The sequence below is a fragment of the Cyclobacterium sp. 10D3-21 genome (assembly GCF_055809755.1).
Genome location: NZ_CM147924.1, coordinates 6,848,603 through 6,869,170, shown reverse-complemented (window position 1 = coordinate 6,869,170; position 20,568 = coordinate 6,848,603). Strand labels below are relative to the sequence as shown.

18 protein-coding genes are annotated in these 20,568 nt (G+C 40.3%); 7 read left to right on the top strand and 11 right to left on the bottom strand.

What is annotated here, in order from left to right:
- Positions 1-183: 183 nt before the first annotated feature.
- From AC0L7T_RS26845 to AC0L7T_RS26830, 4 genes are all read left to right on the top strand, one after another.
- The gene (locus tag AC0L7T_RS26845) at positions 184-2,427 is read left to right on the top strand and encodes a hypothetical protein (RefSeq protein ID WP_473339795.1); all 2,244 of its coding nucleotides are present in this window, start codon (positions 184-186) and stop codon (positions 2,425-2,427) included.
- Positions 2,428-2,726: 299 nt separating this feature from the next.
- Positions 2,727-4,970: a hypothetical protein gene (locus tag AC0L7T_RS26840; protein ID WP_473339794.1), complete on the top strand. Its 2,244-nt coding sequence runs from the start codon at positions 2,727-2,729 to the stop codon at positions 4,968-4,970.
- 1 nt (position 4,971) lies between these two features.
- Positions 4,972-5,784 carry an HpcH/HpaI aldolase family protein gene (locus AC0L7T_RS26835; protein WP_473339793.1) on the top strand — a complete coding sequence of 271 codons (813 nt, stop codon included), beginning with the start codon at positions 4,972-4,974 and terminating at the stop codon, positions 5,782-5,784.
- A gap of 33 nt (positions 5,785-5,817) precedes the next feature.
- Positions 5,818-6,627 carry an N-acetylmuramic acid 6-phosphate etherase gene (locus tag AC0L7T_RS26830; protein ID WP_473339792.1) on the top strand — a complete coding sequence of 270 codons (810 nt, stop codon included), beginning with the start codon at positions 5,818-5,820 and terminating at the stop codon, positions 6,625-6,627.
- Positions 6,628-6,709: 82 nt separating this feature from the next.
- Here the strand turns inward: AC0L7T_RS26830 and atpC are convergent, their stop codons facing one another.
- The 3 genes from atpC to AC0L7T_RS26815 form a co-directional block, all read right to left on the bottom strand.
- Complete coding sequence (atpC, locus tag AC0L7T_RS26825; RefSeq protein ID WP_339924044.1) at positions 6,710-6,955, bottom strand: ATP synthase F1 subunit epsilon; 246 nt, start codon at positions 6,953-6,955, stop codon at positions 6,710-6,712.
- Positions 6,956-7,007: 52 nt separating this feature from the next.
- Positions 7,008-8,510, bottom strand: a complete 1,503-nt coding sequence (gene atpD, locus AC0L7T_RS26820) for a F0F1 ATP synthase subunit beta (RefSeq protein ID WP_473339789.1) — start codon at positions 8,508-8,510, stop codon at positions 7,008-7,010.
- Positions 8,511-8,683: 173 nt separating this feature from the next.
- Positions 8,684-9,166, bottom strand: a complete 483-nt coding sequence (locus tag AC0L7T_RS26815; protein WP_473339788.1) for a C40 family peptidase — start codon at positions 9,164-9,166, stop codon at positions 8,684-8,686.
- Positions 9,167-9,434: 268 nt separating this feature from the next.
- Between AC0L7T_RS26815 and AC0L7T_RS26810 the strand changes: the two genes are divergently transcribed.
- Complete coding sequence (locus AC0L7T_RS26810) at positions 9,435-9,680, top strand: hypothetical protein (RefSeq protein ID WP_339924041.1); 246 nt, start codon at positions 9,435-9,437, stop codon at positions 9,678-9,680.
- A gap of 9 nt (positions 9,681-9,689) precedes the next feature.
- On the opposite strand, the gene coaE is transcribed toward AC0L7T_RS26810, so the two are convergent.
- From coaE to AC0L7T_RS26775, 7 genes are all read right to left on the bottom strand, one after another.
- Positions 9,690-10,286, bottom strand: a complete 597-nt coding sequence (gene coaE / locus AC0L7T_RS26805) for a dephospho-CoA kinase (protein ID WP_473339786.1) — start codon at positions 10,284-10,286, stop codon at positions 9,690-9,692.
- Between the two features lie 4 nt (positions 10,287-10,290).
- Positions 10,291-11,196, bottom strand: coding sequence for a YbbR-like domain-containing protein (locus tag AC0L7T_RS26800; RefSeq protein WP_473339785.1), 906 nt, complete (start codon positions 11,194-11,196; stop codon positions 10,291-10,293).
- A 72-nt stretch (positions 11,197-11,268) separates the two neighbouring features.
- The gene (gene yajC / locus AC0L7T_RS26795; RefSeq protein WP_473339783.1) at positions 11,269-11,589 is read right to left on the bottom strand and encodes a preprotein translocase subunit YajC; all 321 of its coding nucleotides are present in this window, start codon (positions 11,587-11,589) and stop codon (positions 11,269-11,271) included.
- A gap of 2 nt (positions 11,590-11,591) precedes the next feature.
- Positions 11,592-12,137, bottom strand: a complete 546-nt coding sequence (locus tag AC0L7T_RS26790; RefSeq protein WP_473339782.1) for a DUF1573 domain-containing protein — start codon at positions 12,135-12,137, stop codon at positions 11,592-11,594.
- Between the two features lie 13 nt (positions 12,138-12,150).
- Positions 12,151-12,459, bottom strand: coding sequence for a YtxH domain-containing protein (locus AC0L7T_RS26785; RefSeq protein WP_020891943.1), 309 nt, complete (start codon positions 12,457-12,459; stop codon positions 12,151-12,153).
- 10 nt (positions 12,460-12,469) lie between these two features.
- Complete coding sequence (gene nusB, locus AC0L7T_RS26780; RefSeq protein ID WP_473339780.1) at positions 12,470-13,654, bottom strand: transcription antitermination factor NusB; 1,185 nt, start codon at positions 13,652-13,654, stop codon at positions 12,470-12,472.
- 147 nt (positions 13,655-13,801) lie between these two features.
- Positions 13,802-14,902 (bottom strand): Glu/Leu/Phe/Val family dehydrogenase, encoded by a 1,101-nt coding sequence (locus tag AC0L7T_RS26775; RefSeq protein ID WP_473339778.1) that lies wholly within the window; start codon positions 14,900-14,902, stop codon positions 13,802-13,804.
- A gap of 143 nt (positions 14,903-15,045) precedes the next feature.
- Here AC0L7T_RS26775 and AC0L7T_RS26770 point away from each other — a divergent pair, with 143 nt between their 5' ends.
- Positions 15,046-16,839, top strand: coding sequence for an ABC transporter ATP-binding protein (locus AC0L7T_RS26770; protein WP_473339777.1), 1,794 nt, complete (start codon positions 15,046-15,048; stop codon positions 16,837-16,839).
- A 15-nt stretch (positions 16,840-16,854) separates the two neighbouring features.
- Here AC0L7T_RS26770 and AC0L7T_RS26765 read toward each other — a convergent pair whose 3' ends face one another.
- A complete protein-coding gene (locus tag AC0L7T_RS26765; RefSeq protein ID WP_473339776.1) occupies positions 16,855-17,601 on the bottom strand; it encodes a hypothetical protein in 747 nt (248 codons plus the stop codon).
- Between the two features lie 298 nt (positions 17,602-17,899).
- Between AC0L7T_RS26765 and AC0L7T_RS26760 the strand changes: the two genes are divergently transcribed.
- Complete coding sequence (locus AC0L7T_RS26760; RefSeq protein ID WP_473339775.1) at positions 17,900-19,774, top strand: DUF4838 domain-containing protein; 1,875 nt, start codon at positions 17,900-17,902, stop codon at positions 19,772-19,774.
- Positions 19,775-20,568: the final 794 nt, after the last annotated feature.

The window sequence follows — 20,568 nt, the reverse complement described above, 5'->3', positions numbered from 1 at the left end:
GTAATAGGTAAGTCTGATTCGGTTTTAGTAGTTAGGTTAGGTAATTTTTGTCCGCTCATGTTATAGCAACGGGGCGGACAAATTTATTTAATGGCCTTTTTCAAGGTTAACATTTCAATTTGAATCCGTTGTAGTCGCACGATGGGTTCACCAATCTATTTTTATCAACCATATTATTTTACAATGAAATACTTACAGTCAAAGCTTCTTGTTCTTGCTGGATTGCTAATAGGTTTATCAGGCCTTCAGGCGCAACAATTGCCATCAAGCAGCCAAAGGACCCATCAGGATGTTCCTTTTGTCCAGGAATATAGCATCAAATATTATTCAGATGAACATTCAGCAGACCTGAAGAAGGTGTTTGCTGATAGAAATGGTACTGTCCAGATTTTAGGGACAAAAGGCCTATTTAGAACCCATGCAGGAGCATTCTTGTATCCTGGCTCCTTTACGCCCGACAAGACCTACCTGGCCATGAAAGATAAAAACGTCCGTAGTGTGACCACTGTGGAGGATCAATTCGTCTACCTGGACGACAAGGCGGTATTTAGCAATGCCTGGGCTGGAAGCCTTTATCTAAAGCATGAACTTCCGGGTGCCATTCATTTTGCACATGGAGAAGATTTTTCTTTTTTGGTGTCTGATGGAAGCAATATCCATCTTGTAAACCAGGAAGGGATTATTTATAAAGGTAAGATTAGTGGATCACCTGTTATAGCAATTACTTATGACGAAGCCACAGACAGGTTTTTACTTCTGGCAGAGAATAAAGTAATGGCCTTTTCTGCTTCCAGCAAAAAGCTTCAGACCTTAGCTGAAGGTTCAGGCTTTACCAGTTTTGTTGTTCGGGAAGGAAAGAAAAAACTTGCCGTAGGTACAACAGATGGCTATTTCGAATGGGACCTTCTCACAGATAAAAAAGTAGGCGCAAAGCACAATGCTTTGCCATGGCCATCCTTGACCAGCCTTACCGAAATCAACGGATTGCTTTGGTTTGGTTCAGAGCAAGGAGCTTTTATGGAAAAGGAAGATGGTGGATTTAACTATTACTATGGAGAAAGATGGTTGCCAGGCGACAAGGTGCTTCATATAAGTCAAAAAAATGAGGACGAGGTATTGATATTGACAGACAAAGGTCTGGGAAAACTAGTATTTATGTCACAAACATTGGCAGAAAAAGCTAGCCATTATAGCAAACAAGTGAGAGACCGACATATCCGTCATGGATTCAATGCTACATTGGTTCAGATGGAAAAAGGCAATGTAAACAGCGGTAGAATAGGTGATTCAGACAATGATGGACTTTGGACTTCCATGTATTTGGGCGGTGAGGCATTCCGATATGCGGCCACTGGTTCTGCCGATGCATTACAGAATGTGAAGGAATCTTTGGATGCCCTGGAACGGTTATATACTATAAATAACATTGAAGGTTTCCCTGCCAGGTCTTTCTCCAGAAGTGGTTTCAAAGACCAACTTGGGGGATCTATTCATTGGCAAGATGCTTCAGATCCTGAGTGGGTTTGGAAAGCAACGACGAGTAGTGACGAAGTGATCGGGCATGTTTTTGTCTTTGGGGTAATTGCGGAATTGGTAGACAATGAAGCGTTACGCCAGCAGGCCATTGGTCTTTTGGATCAGCTAATGACTCACATCGTAGAAAATGATTGGTACCTAATAGATTTTGATGGCAAACACACTACCTGGGGCAGGTGGAATCCTGAATATGTCAACGGATTCCCTACCATGGTAGGTGACAGAAAGTTAAATTCCTCCAATATCATTGCCATGTTGCAAACGGCTTACCACTTTACAGGCAAGGAAATTTTCAAAAAAGAAGCTTACAAGCTTATGGACAAGCATGGCTACCTTGAAAACCTGATGCGTCCAATGGAAGGAATTGGTAAAGCCAAAGAGGGAAGTGATGATTGGGCTGCAATGCTATCCGAATCCTGGAATCATTCTGATGATGAGATGTATTACATGGGGTATTGGGGTTTGTACCGCTACGCCTTCACAGATGAATTGAAAGAAAAATACAGAATTGCTATTTTGGATCATTGGGAGGCAGAGCGTCCTGAGAAAGATGGCCTATGGAATATTTTCACTGCCTTGGTTGATAGAGAAAACTTTGACCTTGAAGAAGCAGTTTGGTACCTACAGGAGTATCCGCTGGACATGATCAGTTGGAATACTAAAAATAGCCATAGAAAGGACATTGAGTTACTCGATGCGAATTTCCGTAACCAAGCTACTAAAGAAGTGCTTCCTCCGGATGAATTAAAACTGCGGAGACACAATGGCAACAGGTTTGACCTGGACGGTGGAAACAATGGAAGGGAAGAATATAGCGCTGGCGATATTTGGCTTTTACCTTACTGGATGGGTAGATATCTTGGTGTCATTAGTGATCCCATTTCTAAATAAGAAAGCAAAATAAATAGTCCATCTATAATTAAATGAGGTATTAATAAAGAATGGATCGTTTCTCTATGAAGGGATAAATAGAATTAATTTTAGATTAGGTATATAGATTTGTCCGCTTTTGTTCACCAGCAAAGCGGACAAATTCATTTATTGCCTAATTTTTACAGAATTAATAAAAGTGCTGAGGATTAAATCCGGAGAGTGATTGATTTGAAAACCATAAAAATCAACTTTTATCAAGTCCTTAGGATGGGGCGATCGATTCATCAGTCTATTATTATCAACCATATTATTTTACAATGAAATACTTACAGTCAAAGCTTCTTATTCTTGTTGGGTTGCTCTTGGGATTGACACATGTCCAGGCGCAACAACTGCCATCAAGCAGCCAAAGGACCTATCAGGATGTTCCTTTTGTCCAGGAATATAGCATCAAATATTATTCAGATGAGGGTTCAGCGGACCTGGAAAAGGTGTTTGCTGATAGAAATGGCACTGTCCAGATTTTAGGGTCAAAAGGACTATTTAGAACTCATGCAGGAGCATTCTTGTATCCTGGCAGCTTTACGCCAGACAAGACCTACCTGGCCATGAAAGATAAAAACGTCCGTAGTATGGCCACCGTGGAGGATCAATTCGTCTATCTGGACGATAAAGCTGTATTTAGCAATGCTTGGGCAGGAAGCCTTTACTTAAAGCATGAACTTCCGGGAGCCAATCATTTTGCCCACGGAGGAGATTTTTCTTTTTTGGTGTCCGATGGAAGTAATATTCACTTGGTGACCAAGGAAGGACTCAGCTATAAAGGAAAGATCAGTGGATCACCTGTAATAGGAATAAGCTATGACAATGCTATAGGCAGGTATTTGCTTTTGGCAGAGAATAAAATAATGGCTTTCTCAGCGGACAGCAAAAAGCTTCAGACCTTGACTGAAGGTTCAGGCTTTACCAGTTTCGTGGTTAGAGAAGGAAAGAATAAACTTGCAGTAGCTACTACAGATGGTTATTTCGAATGGGACCTTCTAGCTGATAAAAAGGTTGGCGCAAAGCACAATGCAGTGCCTTGGCCATACTTGACCAGCCTTACGGAGATCAACGGATTGCTTTGGTTTGGGTCAGAGCGGGGAGCATTTATGGAAAAGGAAGATGGTGGGTTTAACTACTACTATGGAGAAAGATGGTTGCCAGGCGACAAGGTGCTTCATATTAGTCAAAAGGGCGAGGACGAAGTATTGGTCTTGACAGACAAAGGTTTGGGAAAACTTGTGTTTATGTCACAGACATTAGCTGAAAAAGCTGATTATTATAGCAAACAAGTAAGAGAGCGCCATATTCGACACGGTTTTAACTCGACCTTGACAAGAATGGAAAAAGGCAATATGGACACAGGTAGATTGGGGGATTCAGACAATGATGGACTATGGACTTCCATGTATTTGGGTGGAGAGGCATTTCGATATGCGGCCACTGGTTCTGCCGATGCTTTGCAGAATGTAAAAGAATCTTTGGATGCTTTGGAAAGGCTTTACACCATTAATCCTGTTAAGGGCTTTCCATCAAGGTCTTTTTCAAGAAGTGGGTATATTGATAAATTGGCTGACCCAGACAGGTGGCAACACGCATCTGACGAAGAATGGGATTGGAAAGCCACAACCAGTAGTGATGAAGTAATTGGCCATGTTTTTGTTTTCGGAGTAATCGCTGAATTGGTTGACAATGAAGCGTTGCGCAATCAAGCAATAGGGCTATTGGATCAGTTAATGACCCATATTGTCGAAAATGATTGGTACCTGATAGATTATGATGGCAAACATACGACCTGGGGCAGGTGGAATCCTGAATATGTCAATGGATTCCCTACCATGGTGGGAGATAGGAAATTAAATTCCTCCAATATCATCGCCATGTTGCAAACGGCCTACCATTTTACAGGCAAGGAAGAATATAAAAAGGAAGCTTACATGCTGATGGAAAAGCATGGTTACTTAGAGAACCTAATGCGACCAATGGAAGTAATAGGTAAAGCGCAAGAGGGAAGCGATGATTGGGCAGCCATGTTGTCCGAATCCTGGAACCACTCAGATGATGAGATGTATTTTATGGGATATTGGGGTTTGTACCGCTATGCCTTTACAGATGAATTAAAAGAAAAGTACAGGCTTGCTATTCAGGATCACTGGGAGTCAGAGCGCCCTGAGAAAGATGGTCTGTGGAATATTTTTGGTGCCTTGGTCAATAGGGAAAACTTTGACTTGGAGGAAGCTGTATGGTACCTTCAGGAGCATCCTCTTGACATGATTAGTTGGAATACGGCGAACAGTCATAGAAAAGACATCAAGTTGTTGGACCCGAATTTTAGGGAACAATCTACGGATGTTGTCCTTCCTCCCGATGAATTGATGATACGCCGGCACAATGGTAACAGGTTTACATTGGACGGAGGAAATGGTGGTACGCAAGAATATAGTGCTGGAGATATATGGCTTTTGCCTTACTGGATGGGTAGGTATCTTGGTGTAATTAGTGATCCTTTGATTAAATAAAATGAGCTTTCAAAATAAAATTCAATCCGGAGAATTGGTTGTTGGTACTTGTGTTACCTCAAATAATCCTTTGTGGCCAAAAACATTAGCCTCCTCCGGATTGGATTTTGTATTTATAGATACAGAACACATCTCTCTTTCGCGTAAAGACCTTGCAGAAATGTGTCAAACGTATGCTGGAAGAGGAATTACGCCAATTGTAAGGGTTTATAAGGCAGACCATCACCTAATTTGTCATGCCATAGATGCTGGAGCGGTTGGTGTGGTTATTCCTTATGTAGAATCTGTCAGCGATGTTGACGTTTTAATTGGGGCTACCAAATTCAGGCCTTTAAAAGGAGAGAAGTTAAACCAGTACCTGAAAGGTAAAGAAAAGTTGACCCCCGTGGTAAAGGACTACCTTGATCAATACAATGCAGGGCATTTAAGCATTGTAAACATTGAAAGTGTTCCTGCTATAGACAGGCTGGAAGAACTGTTGTCTATTCCAGGACTTGATGGGGTGTTTATTGGTCCTCATGATTTATCTGTAAGCATGGGTATTCCAGAAGCGTATGATCACCCTGAATTTATATATGCAGTAAGGAAAATTATCAAGACGAGTAGGAAATTTGGCTTAGCTGTAGGAATTCATTTTTCAGAAGCTATAGAAAGGCAAATTTTCTGGATAAAGGAAGGGGTAAATATGGTGGTACATAGTTCGGATTTTGCTTTATTTACACAAAGGTTAAATTCAGACCTTGATCAGGTAAGAAAGGCCTCTGGAGGAAAGGTTACTATCAAACCTAAACCTGGAAACAGCCCAACAATTTGAAATTTTCTTGTGAACTTTTAAAATAGATTTATAATGACAAAAATTACTGAGCAGCCTTCTTTGTATCGGCATTTAGAAAAGATGTCTGTAGCAGAATTGACCGCAAATATCAACAATGAAGACAAGAAAGTAGCCCTTGCAATAGAAGAGGTCTTGCCCAAAATCAACTTAATGATTCAATCCATTGTCGATAAGCTTGAAAATGGAGGAAGGCTATTTTACGTAGGTGCTGGTAGTGGAGGACGACTTTCAGTACTGGATGCCATAGAACTGCCCACCACTTATGGAATCCCGAAAGGAAAAGTGAATGTCATTTTAGCAGGTGGAGTAGACCGCTTGATCGAGGCAAGAGAAGAAAAAGAAGACGATCCAGATGCTGCATGGGAAGCTTTGCTTGGCTATGAGGTTTCGGATAAAGATTTTGTCTTAGGGATTTCCGCAAGCGGTACCACCCCATTTGTTTTAGGGGCTTTGAAAACTTGTAGAGAAAAGGGAATACTTACGGGTTGTATTGTCAGCAATCCTGAATCGCCTATTGCTGCGAATGCAGATCATCCAATAGAAGTATTGACCGGACCGGAATTCGTGTCAGGAAGTACCAGGATGAAGTGTGGAACAGCTCAAAAAATGATTTTTGATATGCTTTCCACCACTTGTATGATCAGGATGGGTAGGGTAGAAGACAATAAAATGGTCAACGTCTTACTTATCAATGATAAGATTGTGGACAGAAGTGTGAAAATGCTAATGGAAAGGGCTGGACTGACTGATTATGATAAAGCCAAAGCACTTTTGATGGACAAAGGATCTGTGAAAGCAGCCCTTGATTCCTTAGGGAAATAAAATTGCCAGGTTTTCCTGAAAAATAGAAAGGGTTCTGAAAATTTATTTTCAGAACCCTTTTATGTTTTGTGAAATAAGCAGCTTAATTCACCACTTTTTCTGCCAACACAATAATTTTATTGTCATTAACCTCTACTACTCCTCCATCTACTATGAGGGACTTTTGTCCTTCAGAAGTAGTGTAAGAAACGGCACCTTTTACAAGGGCTGATATTATAGCAGCGTGGTTTTTCAATACTTGAAAGGAACCATCGGCTCCAGGAAAGGTAGCCTCAGAAACTTCTCCTTCAAATACTTTTTGGTCCGGTGTAATGATCTCTAAATGCATGATATATTTTATAAGAGGGTAATACCTCAGGTATTACCCTAATAAAGTGCTATTATTTTACTTCTGCCAACAATTTTTCACCTTTAGCAATGGCATCTTCTATACCACCTACTAAGTTGAATGCTGCTTCAGGCAAGTGATCCAATTCTCCATCCATGATCATGTTGAAGCCTTTGATAGTATCTTTGATATCTACCAATACTCCTTTAAGACCTGTAAACTGTTCAGCTACGTGGAAAGGTTGAGAAAGGAAACGTTGTACCCTTCTAGCGCGGTGTACTACCCTTTTGTCTTCTTCAGAAAGTTCTTCCATACCCAAGATAGCGATGATATCCTGAAGTTCTTTGTAACGCTGAAGTAGTTCTTTAATATTTGTAGCACAATTGTAGTGCTCGTCACCAACTACAGAAGGTTCAAGAATTCTAGAGGTAGAATCCAAAGGATCTACTGCTGGATAAATTCCTAGTTCTGCAATTTTTCTTGAAAGTACAGTTTGTGCATCCAAGTGAGCAAAAGTTGTTGCTGGTGCTGGATCTGTTAAATCATCAGCAGGCACATAAACGGCCTGTACAGAAGTAATGGATCCATTTTTTGTAGAGGTAATTCGCTCTTGCATCGCGCCCATTTCGGTAGCGAGTGTAGGCTGGTAACCCACAGCTGAAGGCATCCTTCCCAAAAGGGCTGATACTTCAGAACCTGCTTGTGTAAAACGGAAGATATTGTCAATAAAGAAAAGAATATCTTTACCTGCTCCATCACCTTCACCGTCTCTATAATACTCTGCTAGTGTTAATCCAGTCAAAGCTACTCTTGCACGTGCTCCAGGAGGTTCGTTCATTTGACCGAAAACGAAAGTTGCTTTGGAATCTTTAAGTTTTTCCAAATCCACTTTTGATAGATCCCATCCACCTTCTTTTTCAAGAGACTCAACGAAATCATCACCATAGGTTACAATTCCTGATTCGATCATTTCTCTGAGCAAATCATTTCCTTCCCTGGTTCTCTCACCAACTCCTGCAAATACAGAAAGACCTGAATATGCTTTAGCAATATTGTTGATCAGTTCTTGAATAAGTACTGTTTTACCAACACCAGCTCCTCCAAACAAACCAATTTTACCACCTTTTGCATAAGGCTCGATCAAATCGATTACCTTAATACCTGTATACAATACTTCCGTAGAAGTAGACAGGTCTTCAAATTTTGGTGCTGACCTGTGTATAGGTAGTCTGTTTTTGGATTCAGGTTGAGGCAAACCATCAATGGCTTCTCCTACCACGTTAAATAGCCTTCCTTTGATATCGTCTCCAGTAGGTACTGATATCGGGCTACCAAGGTCTCTTACCTCCATACCTCTTACCATTCCTTCCGAAGAGTCCATAGCAATGGTTCTTACCCTGTCTTCGCCTAGGTGTTGTTGAACTTCAAGAATTACCTTTTGGCCATTCTCTTTTGTGATTTCAAGTGCATCAAGGATATTTGGCAGTCTACTCCCCTCAAAGGAAACATCCACAACAGGACCAATTACCTGAGTTATCTTACCAGTATTCGCCATTGTTATATTTTAAGATCTATTGGAACAATACTTTTTAATTCGAGTGCAAAATTAGTTAATATTGCTGAATACCAAAGGATGTTTTAAAAATTAATGCACTTTGATACAAATTTTTATAGCACTATATATTTAATTAAAGATTTTCACCCCTTTTTCGCCTCTCTTTTGGCCTGCTAAAAAATTCTTCTGGCCCTTACCCATCTTTTTGACCAGTACTTGGACTGCAAGTTGTCCTCAGTGACGCCTAAAGAAGTGGAGGCATGAATGAAATAAGTTTTACCCGTTCGTTTTTCCAGGACTATACCTGCATGTGTGACTTTATTCCTTCTGCGACCAGTTGCGAAAAAGACTACATCGCCTTTTTTCAATTTAGCTTTAGTGACTTTCTTACCAATTTTGCTCTGCGCTGCCGATACACGAGGCAGGGTCACACCTACACTTTTGAACGAAAGGTAAACCAATGCCGAACAATCCATACCTGATCGGGTATTCCCTCCATACCTATAAGGAGTGCCTTGATAGGATTTAGCGGTATTGATGACCTGCTGAATGTTTTGCTGTCGAATCTTCCTGGAGGAAGAACAAGAGCTGCTGAATAGGAGTAATAAACCAAAAATAAAAAATAGAAAGTTGCTGTTTTTTTGAAGTTTAATCATAAATGAGATCAGTTATTCCGTTCCTTACATAATTGGAGCTTTGGCAAGGTGCCTCATACCTTTCATTATCGCACGATTTCAAAACTCATGACTTAAATTGCCGTTTAAAAACATTAAGGTAGTTCAATTCGGTCAAATTACTTCGCCAGAAGGATGCTATTTTTGAATAAATTATTTACTTTTAATCATTAATGGAGGGTAGATCCCTCCAAATTTGTTATCCTTCCACCCAAAAGCCTAATACAAAATCACCACAACATAGCATTCGATGAGTAAAGAGGACTTCAGCAGGCTTAGCATACAAAAGAAAACGCAGAAATTGTATACTGAAGGCACATTCGTAGTAGCCATTCGGTATTATACGCATAAAGTTAACCTCTATCTTTTGGGAGAGGAATACGTTGAAGTTTTTTATAACCACAAGCAGGACCGAATTGATAAAATTGATTTTTTGAATCACAGGCATTCAAGAATGAAGTTCTACCTGGATCAGATCAGTCTTAGTGAGATCTAATTGAATTGCTTATTCACCACCCTGCATCAACTTGGCATGGATTTTTAATACCTGAGGAATTACCAGAGTTGATTCATCGTTGGTAATTATATAATCCGCAAGCTTGTTTTTTTCTTTGTCCGTTAGCTGCTTTTCAATAATTTGTTTGATTTGAGCAATGCTTCGTTGTTTATCTCTTGATTTTACCCTTCCTATTCTTATCTCTTCTGAGGCGGTTACATGCATGGTGAAATCCAATGCTTTGTAAGAACCTGTTTCAAATAATAATGCGGCTTCTTTTAGCACATACTTTGTCTGTTGATTAGAAGCCCATGATTCGAAATCTTCACTTACTGCAGGATGTACAAGACTATTTATAAGTGCTGTTTTATCAGGATCAGAAAAAACAATCTCTCCGAGGTATTGGCGATTAAGTTGGCCATTTTCAAAATAGGCTGAAGCACCAAATTTTTCAACAATTAATTTTTTTAAAGGGAGATGATGCGCCATCAGCCACTTTGCTCGGTCATCCGCATTGTAAACCGGAATATTGAGGAGAGCAAAAATTTTCGATATTAAGGTTTTACCAGCCCCAATTCCGCCACTTATACCTACCAATATAGGCATAACCCTACTCATAGATCAAATCAAAACTATCTGGAGAGAAGTTAATGTCCCGAAGGAAAGAACGACTTACATTTAGAGTGACCGCAATAGAACTGTCCTCTCTATTTCTGTTGTTGTAATTTAATATAGCGGAGAGATTCAAGGCCTCAAGCTCATTTTGTTTCCTTTCGTCGACTAAAAATTGAAGGGTTACGTTTTTGGCATCACCTTCAATGTCTACGTTGGCCGGAAAATATAATTTTTTCACCTCCAACTCCAGTGTTTTCTCTAAGAACGCCACTACTTGAAAGCTTATCTGTACTGTTTCTTCATCGAGGGTTAAAAAATCCCTTTTAGTTTTGTCCAGTTCAAGAGGCAGTAATTTAGAATAATGGTTTTTGATATTATTTTCTCCAAGCTGAACGAGTAATTTACCCTCGAGTTGTTCGATGACGGAGATTGGTCCCTTTACAGTTACATATTCAGGATCCATGGTGATAGGAGATGCGAAATCGTAATTTTCGGCCAAGGAATTGGCGGAGGTGTCCGGGATAATTTGGATCTTTTTTGAAACAATTTTATCGATACTGAAAAACAACGTATCCTGAACGATGCGTACCAGATTTGTTGATGAAATATGCTCGGACATTTGTTGCGTAATCTCATCAGTAATTAAGTAAGGTTGGTGAGAAGGATCCTCCAATTGTATTTCCAATGGATCTTGGCTTACTCTTAAATGTTTTTTCAAAAGGTCCCAACCATTCCCGTTGATTTCTATCTTGACCTCGTTTGGCAGGCTTTGAACTGCCATGTACTCTTCCTCATCAAATTGAATAGAGATGGGTTGATTAACTATAGTAGTATAATTGTCCTTGTTTAGGGCATTAAGTAACCAAAAGGTGGTAGCCGTGACAACGCACAGGACTACCACCTTCAGATTGGAAGTTTTATTTGGTCTAAATTTCCGGAAATAATTACTGAGTGTACTCAAGTATACGGGAAATTACTTTTCAGTTGATAATTTCTTTGTGTAATCAAGAGATAATGCAGATTTTTCAACCCTTATTTTTACCCCTTTGTCCAAATCGATAGTCACGATGTCACCCTCAACGGAATATACTTTTCCGTGGATTCCACCTACTGTCACAACTTGTTCTCCTTTCTTAATATCAGAGATAAATTTGGCCGTATCCTTTTGTTTTTTTTGTTGGGGCCTGATCATAAAGAAATACATGATCAGAATGATACTACCAAAAAGAAAAACTTGACCCATGATGCCACTACCCATGACACTGTCTACTTGAAGCAATATTGAATTGTACATTTTTATCGTTTTACTGGACCTGCTGAAGGTGCGGTGGATGTTCCTGTTGATCTCTTAACTTCTCCTTTTAATCTTAATCGGGTTACACTTGGAGAAGTGTTGGCCTGAATGGTGACGGTTGGACTTTGAACACCAGATTTGCCTCTGGAATTGAACTCTACCTTTACGAAACCTTCATCACCTGGTTTAACAGGTGTTTTGGACCATTCCGGACTTGTGCAACCACAAGATGCCTGGATATTGGAAATAATCAAAGGAACCTGACCTTCGTTTTTAAATTTGAAAAGGTGTTCTACAACTTCTCCCTCATTGATGGAACCAAAGTCAAAGATCTCTTCTTCAAAAGCAAATGCTCCGACTGTGGATGGATCCGCAGGCTGTACATTTTGTGCACTTGAAGGAGTCACTACCTGATTTTGCTCCAGCTGGGAAATTTTTTGTTCCAATTCCTGGATTTTATCATTATCGTTACTTCCTTTTTCACTACATGCTCCTGCCATAATCAGTGTCAGGCCTAATACCCACACTGAAAGATTAGAATACTTCATAAATAAAACTGTTTTAATTTTTATTGTTGTCGTTATTGATTTGGTCAATAAGTTTATTGACATCATTAAGCAAATTTTCTGCTTTGGATTTTGCTTCTGTGATGACCTTATCTCCTTCAGATCTGGCAATATTGTCCGGTAGATGTTTCTCATCTATCAGCTCATTGATCAGATCTTCCAGCTCATTGCGGTATTTTGCTAGTCTGTAGGATAATTTATCTCTAGTATTATTTCCTGCGTCAGGGGCAAAAAGCACCCCTAATGTAGCACCCAAACTTGCTCCTAGAGCAAATGCGAATAATGAATTACCTTTTTTACCCATTTTTATGTTTTTATTTATTATCTATAAGCCCTCTACCACTCTTACGTATTTTTCCGTTTTCGGTTAGTTCTTTTGACAATGTATCCAAAAGACCGTTTACAAACTGCTTACTTTTCGGAGTACTATACGTTTTGGAGATATCAATATACTCATTTATGGACACCTTGGTAGGGATACTTGAGAAGTTTACCATTTCTGATAAAGCCATTATAAGTATTACCCGGTCTGTTAAAGCAATCCTTTCTACATCCCAATTTTTGGTGGTATTGGCAATTAATTCACTGTATTCCTTCTCTGAGGCTACGGTAAAGTTATAGATATCCTGAAAGAATTCTTTATCCTCTTCCCAGTTTAATGCCAATTCCGGAAGGATTTCATCCGTTTCATCTTCAGTACCCGTAAGGGTTTTTATAACCTTGGAAGACAAACTTCTAACGATTGATTTGTTTTCCGACCAATTTAAATCCCTGTCTTGAAAGAAACTTATAGTAGCCTCACTCTTAAAAATTATCTTTTTGACAATAACCTGTAAAATCTCCTTGTCCTCCTCGAAGCTTGGATTTTCTATGGTCATGTATTGCTGATACTCCTCGTTGGGCTTCACCAGTTCTCTATACCATTCTTTGATTTCCAGCTCCAACTCCTCTATATCTACACCAAATCTAAGACAATCTTTTTTGAAAGAATGATTCTGTGCGATAATCTGTAAGGCTTTATTTGAACCTAAATTATAGGTTGCAGGAAGGGTGATTGCTGGTTGGTCTTCAAGTTTCCTCTTCTTTAATTTTTCTTTCCGAACATGCTCTCCAAATGCAACCAACATACTGATTGCAAACAAATACAACCCTGGAATGTTTTCCACTGCGGTCAGCATATTTGTTCGTAAAAATTCCTTGTCCTTTTTATTGTTTGAATTATAAAAGGCAAGGGCCTTTACCGCTGTTTCTTTTACCTTTTCATTGTCACTTTTTTCCAATGAAAGTTGTGATTGATCTCTGTTTTTGATAAAAACCTGAATACATCGCTCTGCTTCTTTTTTAAGGAAACTCTTGTCTTGTACCTCCATTGAATTAAGATCTGGTAGAAAGGCTTCTTTTATAAAGTCTTGAGCCAGATTTGCATTGGAAAGTTTGCACTGGTGAAAAGCATATAACGTTTGAAATGCTTTTACTCTGAGGATTCTCCTGTTTAACATTAACTGAAATTAAAGAACGTGATAAGTGTTAATTGACAGGTAGGACAGAAGCAGCCTTTCCCCATCAAAACTAAATTTTCTGCAAATTAGTAAATGTACCTGCAAAGGACAAATATTTGATCTCACATGCTGTAAAAAACACGAGACCTACCATGATATTTTCAATTGTCCTATATCTTTTATCCTTTTTAGCGCTTTTTGAAGTGCTGCTTCATGAGGAGATATTCCCTCAGAACCAGCCAAATCAAATACCTCCAAACAAGTACCATATATATTTTCTGCCTTTTCTAACGCTAAAGACTTCTTGTAATTCCCCTGATATTCCTGGTAGACATTAATTAAACCACCGGCATTGATGAGAAAGTCCGGGGCGTAGAGTATTCCATGGTCCATTAGCATTCTGGCATGTACTTGTTCCTTGTCCAATTGATTATTGGCTGCACCTGCCACAATATCACAAGTCAGAACGGGTATGGTTTGGTCATTTAGCTGACCTCCCATAGCGCAAGGGGCAAAGATGTCCATCGGAAGGTCTTGAATGGAAGTGGCGGAGACTACTTCTGCACCCGTCGATGCCGCTACTTTAGCCGCCCTATCGGTATTAAGATCGGCCAACATTATTATTGCATTCTCTTTGGTTAAGTGTTCGGCAAGGTGTTTACCTACCTGACCAACTCCTTGGATCAGGACTCTTTTACCTTTCAGCGAATCACTTCCATAAGCCTTTTTTGCCGCTGCTTTCATGCCTAAGTAAGTGCCATAGGCAGTCACAGGTGACGGATCTCCGCCGCCTCCCTGGCTCTCAGGCAACCCTGTCACATGCTTTGTTTCCATGGCGATGTATTCCATGTCCGCAGTTTGGGTATTCATGTCTTCAGCGGTGGTGTACCGGCCTCCTAAACTTTCAATAAACCGACCAAACCTCCTTAAATAGGCCTCTGTTTTCATTGAAGGGTCTCCTATCAAGACGGCTTTTCCACCGCCAATGTTCAACCCTGAAATAGATGCTTTAAAGGTCATCCCTCTGGATAATCGCAACACATCTTTAATCGCATCTGCTTCATTCGTATAATGCCACATTCTGGTTCCCCCAAGAGAAGGACCAAGGACGGTATTGTGTATCGCAATTATGGCTTTTAGACCGGTTGGCTTGTCATAGCAAATTACCAATTGCTCATGCTCCATTTCCTCCATCTGGGCATAGATTTCATTTATCTTCGGTTTTTCCTCCGTTTTGATTGCCGCCATTGAACTTTGATGTTTATAATATGTTATATTTGAGTTCAGTTAAAAACAGATGTGTACAGAATTTAATGTATTCCATCTGCCTTTCATTTGCAATATAACACAATATTATTCAAGATATTGTGGTTTAAAAAGTCATTTATTTTGTGAAGCCCCTTTGGAGATTAAATAAATACCTATATAAATATAAGCTGTACCTTTTCTTAGGCGTAGTTTTTACATTTATTTCAAACTTTTTTGTAATAATTCCGGCGCGACTTGTCGGGATTGCCATCGATTATGTGGTAGAAAGTTTTAGCTATTATCAGGTATTTGATGATGGTGAAGTAGTACAAGAAGCTTCCAGATCTGAGTTCCTGAAATACATATTGGTCTTTGGCTTGCTTATGCTTGCCATGGCTCTGTTGAGAGGGCTTTTTCTGTTTCTCATTCGCCAGACTATCATTGCGATGTCCAGGCTGATAGAATATGACCTCAAAAATGAAATTTACGCCCACTATCAAACGCTGCCCTTAAGCTTTTTTCGACAAAATAGTACCGGCGACTTGATGGCCAGGATCACTGAGGATGTTTCCAAGGTTCGTATGTATTTGGGACCTGCCCTGATGTATGGCATTAACCTAACCATTTTGTTTCCAATGGTGATCGGGTATATGTTCACCGTAAATGTACCTCTTACCTTGTATTCGCTGTTGCCTCTGCCTGTTTTGTCTGTGAGCATTTACCTGGTCAATAACATGATCAATAAGCGCTCGGAAAAGATACAGCGCAGCCTTTCGGGATTAAGCACTTTTGTACAGGAAGCCTTTTCAGGCATTCGTGTGATCAAATCTTTTGTAAGGGAAAAAGACAGCGCCAACCAGTTTCAGAAAGCAAGCGAAGACTATAAAGAAAAATCAATATCACTTACCAAAGTGCAATCCTTATTCTTTCCCTTGATCATGGCCTTGATTGGATTAAGTACCATCCTTACTGTATATGTGGGAGGAATTCAAGTGATAGAGGGCGCCATAGGATATGGGGTAATCGCAGAATTTATTTTGTATGTCAACATACTTACCTGGCCGGTGACTTCTCTGGGTTGGGTAACGAGTATTGTACAAAGGGCAGCTGCTTCTCAAGCCAGAATCAACGAGTTCATGGATGAGCAAAATGATATTTTAAGTACTGAGCACCTGGAAAAAGAAATCAAAGGACATATAGAAGTTCAGAACCTTTCCTTTGTTTATCCTGATTCGGGAATAAAAGCCTTGGATAAGGTGAGTTTTGAAATCAAAGCCGGTAAATCATTGGCCATTATTGGTACCACTGGTTCTGGAAAGTCCACCATTGCCAATCTCCTTATGCGTACTTATGATGCTACCGAAGGAAGGATTCTGCTGGATGACCACGATATCAGAAGTTATGACATCGCCAATCTCCGGGAACAAATCGGGTATGTCCCTCAGGATGTGTTTTTATTCAGTGACTCCATCGCCAATAATATTGGTTTTGGTATGGGCAAGTCGCTGGATATGGCGCAGATAGAGCAAGCCGCCAAAGATGCAGATGTTTATAACAATATCATTGAGTTTCCACAAGGATTTGAAACCCGCCTTGGTGAAAGAGGAATGACGCTTTCCGGTGGTCAGAAGCAAAGGGTGTCCATCGCCAGAGCCATTGTGAAGTCTCCAAAGATTCTTTTGCTTGATGATTGTCTTTCTGCTGTAGATACCAAAACAGAAAATGCGATCTTGAATGCCTTGGAGAAAATTATGAAGGACCGAACCTCCATTATCATTTCCCATCGGGTTTCCTCCGCCAAGCTTGCAGATCAGATCATCGTATTAGATGACGGCGCTGTTATCGAAAAAGGCAGTCACGCGGAATTGATGTCCATAAAAGGGGCGTATGCGTCCTTGTACGATAAACAAACCCAGCAAGCCGGCGAGGTAGATTGATTTAAGGAAGAAGCATTATAGTTGGATAAATAATCCTGCAACGGCAAACTGAACCAAGGTGAAATTGTACACCTCGTCCACATCAGCACCTCCCTCCAAAAAGCGGTAGCCTGCTTTTATAGCGATATGATCTGTGAGTGGAAGTCTTGTTCCTAAAAACAAATCAAAAGCCCTTCCCGGGCCTCCAGCCAGGCCATCTCCTTCAAAGTAAATCAGGTTTTCATTTCCCAAATCATAGGCGGTGTACAGGTGCAATAAAGGCACAAAGCCAAAATCATCTTTTTTGTCGCTAAGTCCCTGGTCGTTGGCCAGGCGAACTTGTGCATCACGGATTTTGGCAGTGAAGCCAACACCCACGAGCCAGTTTCCTGCAGAAATGATGTCCCTACGGTAAGTCAGCCTATAACTGTTGAACTGGTAATAGCCCTCCAAAGCTTGTCCTTGCTCAAAAACACTGGACTCAAAGTTGATGTCTCTATTGGCAGTGCCTTTATAATTAACGCCCAATGGTGCATAAAGGGCAAAAATATGGTTCTTCTCATTGAAAGTATAGCCCAATCTTATTCTATAAGGTATAACAGGTCCTTGTGCTTCAAAATCGTCTTGGAAACTAAAAAAAGTTCCTGTGGTGTTGGGAATGCGCACATCATTATAGCCCGGAAATGCCAGCCCTGTCTCGGCATCTATCGTTATCTGGGCCTGAGTAGGAGTGGAGAAAAGAAACACGAGGAAAGCTAAAGGAATAATTAAAAGTCTATACATGGAGTAAATGTTTTTAGGGTTTAACTTAATATTTTAGTATCAAGTATTGTGCCTTTTTCCTGTGCACTTTGGTTTCTTCTAGTACTTGGAGCATTCATAAGATTTGTCAATAATTTTTTGGATGGATCTTGCAAAGCTGTGTTAAGCATAAAAGTCCGAAAGGAGACTATATTGGAAAAGGATTAGCCGGTAACAAATAGAATTTTATGTGTGGTTCCATATCCGCTTGCACCTTCCCTCCTTCCGTTGTATATTTCTATCCATTGTAATCAATTCTTTCAATAGCTCAAAATGCCAAATGAAAACAATAATCGGACTGCTACTGACTTTTTCTTTCTTTTCTGCCAGCCTGGCACAGGAGCTTACCTTGGTCAAGAACAAGAAATCTGACTTTACCATCATTATTCCCGAGCAACCTACTGTGGAAGAAATTCAGGGAGCCAAGGTCTTGCAACACTATTTGTACAAAATCTCTGGCGCCAAGCTTCCCGTAAGGCAGGACCGAGGACTTCCTGGCGACAATGAAATCCTGGTAGGAAAAGTGGCTCGTCCCGAGACCTCCAATTTGCCCTATGACCAAATGGGTAAAGATGGGCTGTATATTGGAAACAATGGCAAGCAACTTATCCTTACTGGCGGGCCAAAAAAAGGCGTTGAGTATGCTGTCTACACTTTTCTTGAGCAGTACCTGGGCTGTAAAAAATACACTTCAACTTTTGAAGTTATTCCTGAACAAAAAACCATCAAAATACCAGCGATAGATGATTTGCAGGTACCTGATTTCACCTTTAGGGAGGTGTTTTATAATGATGCCTATGATCCCAAATTCATGGATTGGCACAAGTTGCATACGCATAGTGAGCGGGGCAATATTTCCGCTGAATGGGGGCACTGGGTACATACTTTTCATAGCTTTCTCAACCCAGAAGAATATGGTGTAAGTCATCCCGAATATTTTAGCTACTATGATGGCAAGCGACATCCTGGCATGGTACCTTCCTGGGATGGGAAGAGTGTGCAACCCGAATCTCAGCTTTGCTTAACCAATCCAGCTGTTCTTGAGATTGTGTGCGAAAACCTCCAAAAAGCCATCGATAACAAACCGGAAGCCTTGTATTGGTCCGTTAGCCAGAATGACAATGTGAATTATTGTCAATGTGAGCATTGTGCGGCATTGGATGCCAAATATGCCGCTTTTGCTCCAGAGGAGAAAATGTATGCTACCCATGGTGGGCAATATCCTGCCCTGGGGATGGGCTCCATGTTGACCTTTGTCAATAAGGTAGCTGAGCGCTTTCCAGATAAAATCATCTCTACGCTGGCTTATCAATATACCCGAGTTCCACCCAAGGACATTGTGCCTCGTGAAAATGTCAACATCATGCTATGTAGCATAGAGAGCACTAGAAATGAACCCATGGAATCGGGAGATCCAGACTTCAGCAATGACCTGAAAGGTTGGGGCCAAATTACAGACAATATCCTGATTTGGGACTATAACATTCAGTTTGCGAATTTGCTGGCTCCTTTTCCTAATCTCCGTACCCTACAGCCCAATATTTCCTTTCTCCGTGACAACAATGTCAGTGCAGTATTTGCCCAGGGCAATATTCAGTCAGGTGGTGAATCGGCCGAAATTAGGGCCTACCTATTGGCCAAATTGCTTTGGAATCCAAACCTGAATGTGGACCAGGAGATGGATGAATTCTTTAACGCCTATTATGGAAAGGCATCCCCTTTTGTTAAAGACTATATTGACCTGCTTCATGACAATAACCAAGGATTTACGGGAAGAAAAATGTCCATTTTCGGAAGTCCAAAACAAGAAGAAGACAGTTTCCTCAAACCAGAATTAATAGCCAAATACAATGCACTCTTCGATAAAGCAGAGAAGGCAGTCCGAAAGAATCCCGAACAACTCAGCCGAGTAAAATCTGCCCGACTTCCAGTATCCTTTGCCATGCTTGAAATCGCTAAGGAAAAAAATGGGAGTAAATGGGAGACTTACCAGGTTGGAGACCAGCAAAAAGTCAAACTTCCAGAGGAAGTAAGCAAACTACTCTACGATTTCTATTTTCAATGCATGGATACCGAAGTCAGCAGACTCTCCGAATGGCATACCACGCCAAAGGAATACCTTCGTAATTATCAATTATTAATTGTTAATGAATAGGTTTTTAATTGTTAATTATCAATGGTTAATTGTTAATGTTGGTTATCGTGAAATAGTGCATTAACACTTACTCTGCTTTGTAGAAGTTGTTTTGAGAGCCTAGCCAGTTTTTAATTATTAATGATCAATTGTTAATTATTAATGTTTGTAGTCGTGAAACGTTAGCTTGACACTGGTTCTGCTTTGTAGAAGTTGTACTGAAAGGATAGGGCCAGTTTTTACGAAGTAAAAACCGATACCGCTTACGATTGCTTAAGGGAGGCGTCAAATCCTCACTATAAACGATGGCCATTCCTTTTTAATTATTAATGTTTGAGGTCGTGAAACGTTAGCTTGACACTGGTTCTGCTTTGTAGAAGTTGTACTGAAAGGATAGGGCCAGTTTTTACGAAGTAAAAACCGATACCGCTTACGATTTCTTAAAGGAAGCGTCAAATCCTCGCTATTAACGATGACCATTCCTTTTTCATTATTAATGTTTGTAGTCGTGAAACGTTAGCTTGACCCTGTTTCTGCTTTGTAGAAGTAGTACTAAAAGGATAGGGCCAGTTTTCACGAAGTAAAAACCGATACCGCTTACGGTTTCTTAAAGGAAGCGTCAAATCCTCACTATAAACGATGGCCATTCCTTTTTAATTATTAATGTTTGTAGTCGTGAAACGTTAGCTTGACCCTGTTTCTGCTTTATAGAAGTAGTACTAAAAGGATAGGGCCAGTTTTCACGAAGTAAAAACCGATACTGCTTACGGTTTCTTAAAGGAAGCGTCAAACCCTCGCTATTAACGATGACCATT

What these genes read in the sequence shown, in the direction of transcription:
- AC0L7T_RS26845 (WP_473339795.1), top strand. Translation starts at nt 184, where the DNA reads ATGAAATACTTACAGTCAAAGCTTCTTGTTCTTGCTGGATTGCTAATA.
- AC0L7T_RS26840 (WP_473339794.1), top strand. Translation starts at nt 2,727, where the DNA reads ATGAAATACTTACAGTCAAAGCTTCTTATTCTTGTTGGGTTGCTCTTG.
- AC0L7T_RS26835 (WP_473339793.1), top strand. Translation starts at nt 4,972, where the DNA reads ATGAGCTTTCAAAATAAAATTCAATCCGGAGAATTGGTTGTTGGTACT.
- AC0L7T_RS26830 (WP_473339792.1), top strand. Translation starts at nt 5,818, where the DNA reads ATGACAAAAATTACTGAGCAGCCTTCTTTGTATCGGCATTTAGAAAAG.
- atpC (WP_339924044.1), bottom strand. Translation starts at nt 6,955, where the DNA reads ATGCATTTAGAGATCATTACACCGGACCAAAAAGTATTTGAAGGAGAA.
- atpD (WP_473339789.1), bottom strand. Translation starts at nt 8,510, where the DNA reads ATGGCGAATACTGGTAAGATAACTCAGGTAATTGGTCCTGTTGTGGAT.
- AC0L7T_RS26815 (WP_473339788.1), bottom strand. Translation starts at nt 9,166, where the DNA reads ATGATTAAACTTCAAAAAAACAGCAACTTTCTATTTTTTATTTTTGGT.
- AC0L7T_RS26810 (WP_339924041.1), top strand. Translation starts at nt 9,435, where the DNA reads ATGAGTAAAGAGGACTTCAGCAGGCTTAGCATACAAAAGAAAACGCAG.
- coaE (WP_473339786.1), bottom strand. Translation starts at nt 10,286, where the DNA reads ATGCCTATATTGGTAGGTATAAGTGGCGGAATTGGGGCTGGTAAAACC.
- yajC (WP_473339783.1), bottom strand. Translation starts at nt 11,589, where the DNA reads ATGTACAATTCAATATTGCTTCAAGTAGACAGTGTCATGGGTAGTGGC.
- AC0L7T_RS26790 (WP_473339782.1), bottom strand. Translation starts at nt 12,137, where the DNA reads ATGAAGTATTCTAATCTTTCAGTGTGGGTATTAGGCCTGACACTGATT.
- AC0L7T_RS26785 (WP_020891943.1), bottom strand. Translation starts at nt 12,459, where the DNA reads ATGGGTAAAAAAGGTAATTCATTATTCGCATTTGCTCTAGGAGCAAGT.
- nusB (WP_473339780.1), bottom strand. Translation starts at nt 13,654, where the DNA reads ATGTTAAACAGGAGAATCCTCAGAGTAAAAGCATTTCAAACGTTATAT.
- AC0L7T_RS26775 (WP_473339778.1), bottom strand. Translation starts at nt 14,902, where the DNA reads ATGGCGGCAATCAAAACGGAGGAAAAACCGAAGATAAATGAAATCTAT.
- AC0L7T_RS26765 (WP_473339776.1), bottom strand. Translation starts at nt 17,601, where the DNA reads ATGTATAGACTTTTAATTATTCCTTTAGCTTTCCTCGTGTTTCTTTTC.
- AC0L7T_RS26760 (WP_473339775.1), top strand. Translation starts at nt 17,900, where the DNA reads ATGAAAACAATAATCGGACTGCTACTGACTTTTTCTTTCTTTTCTGCC.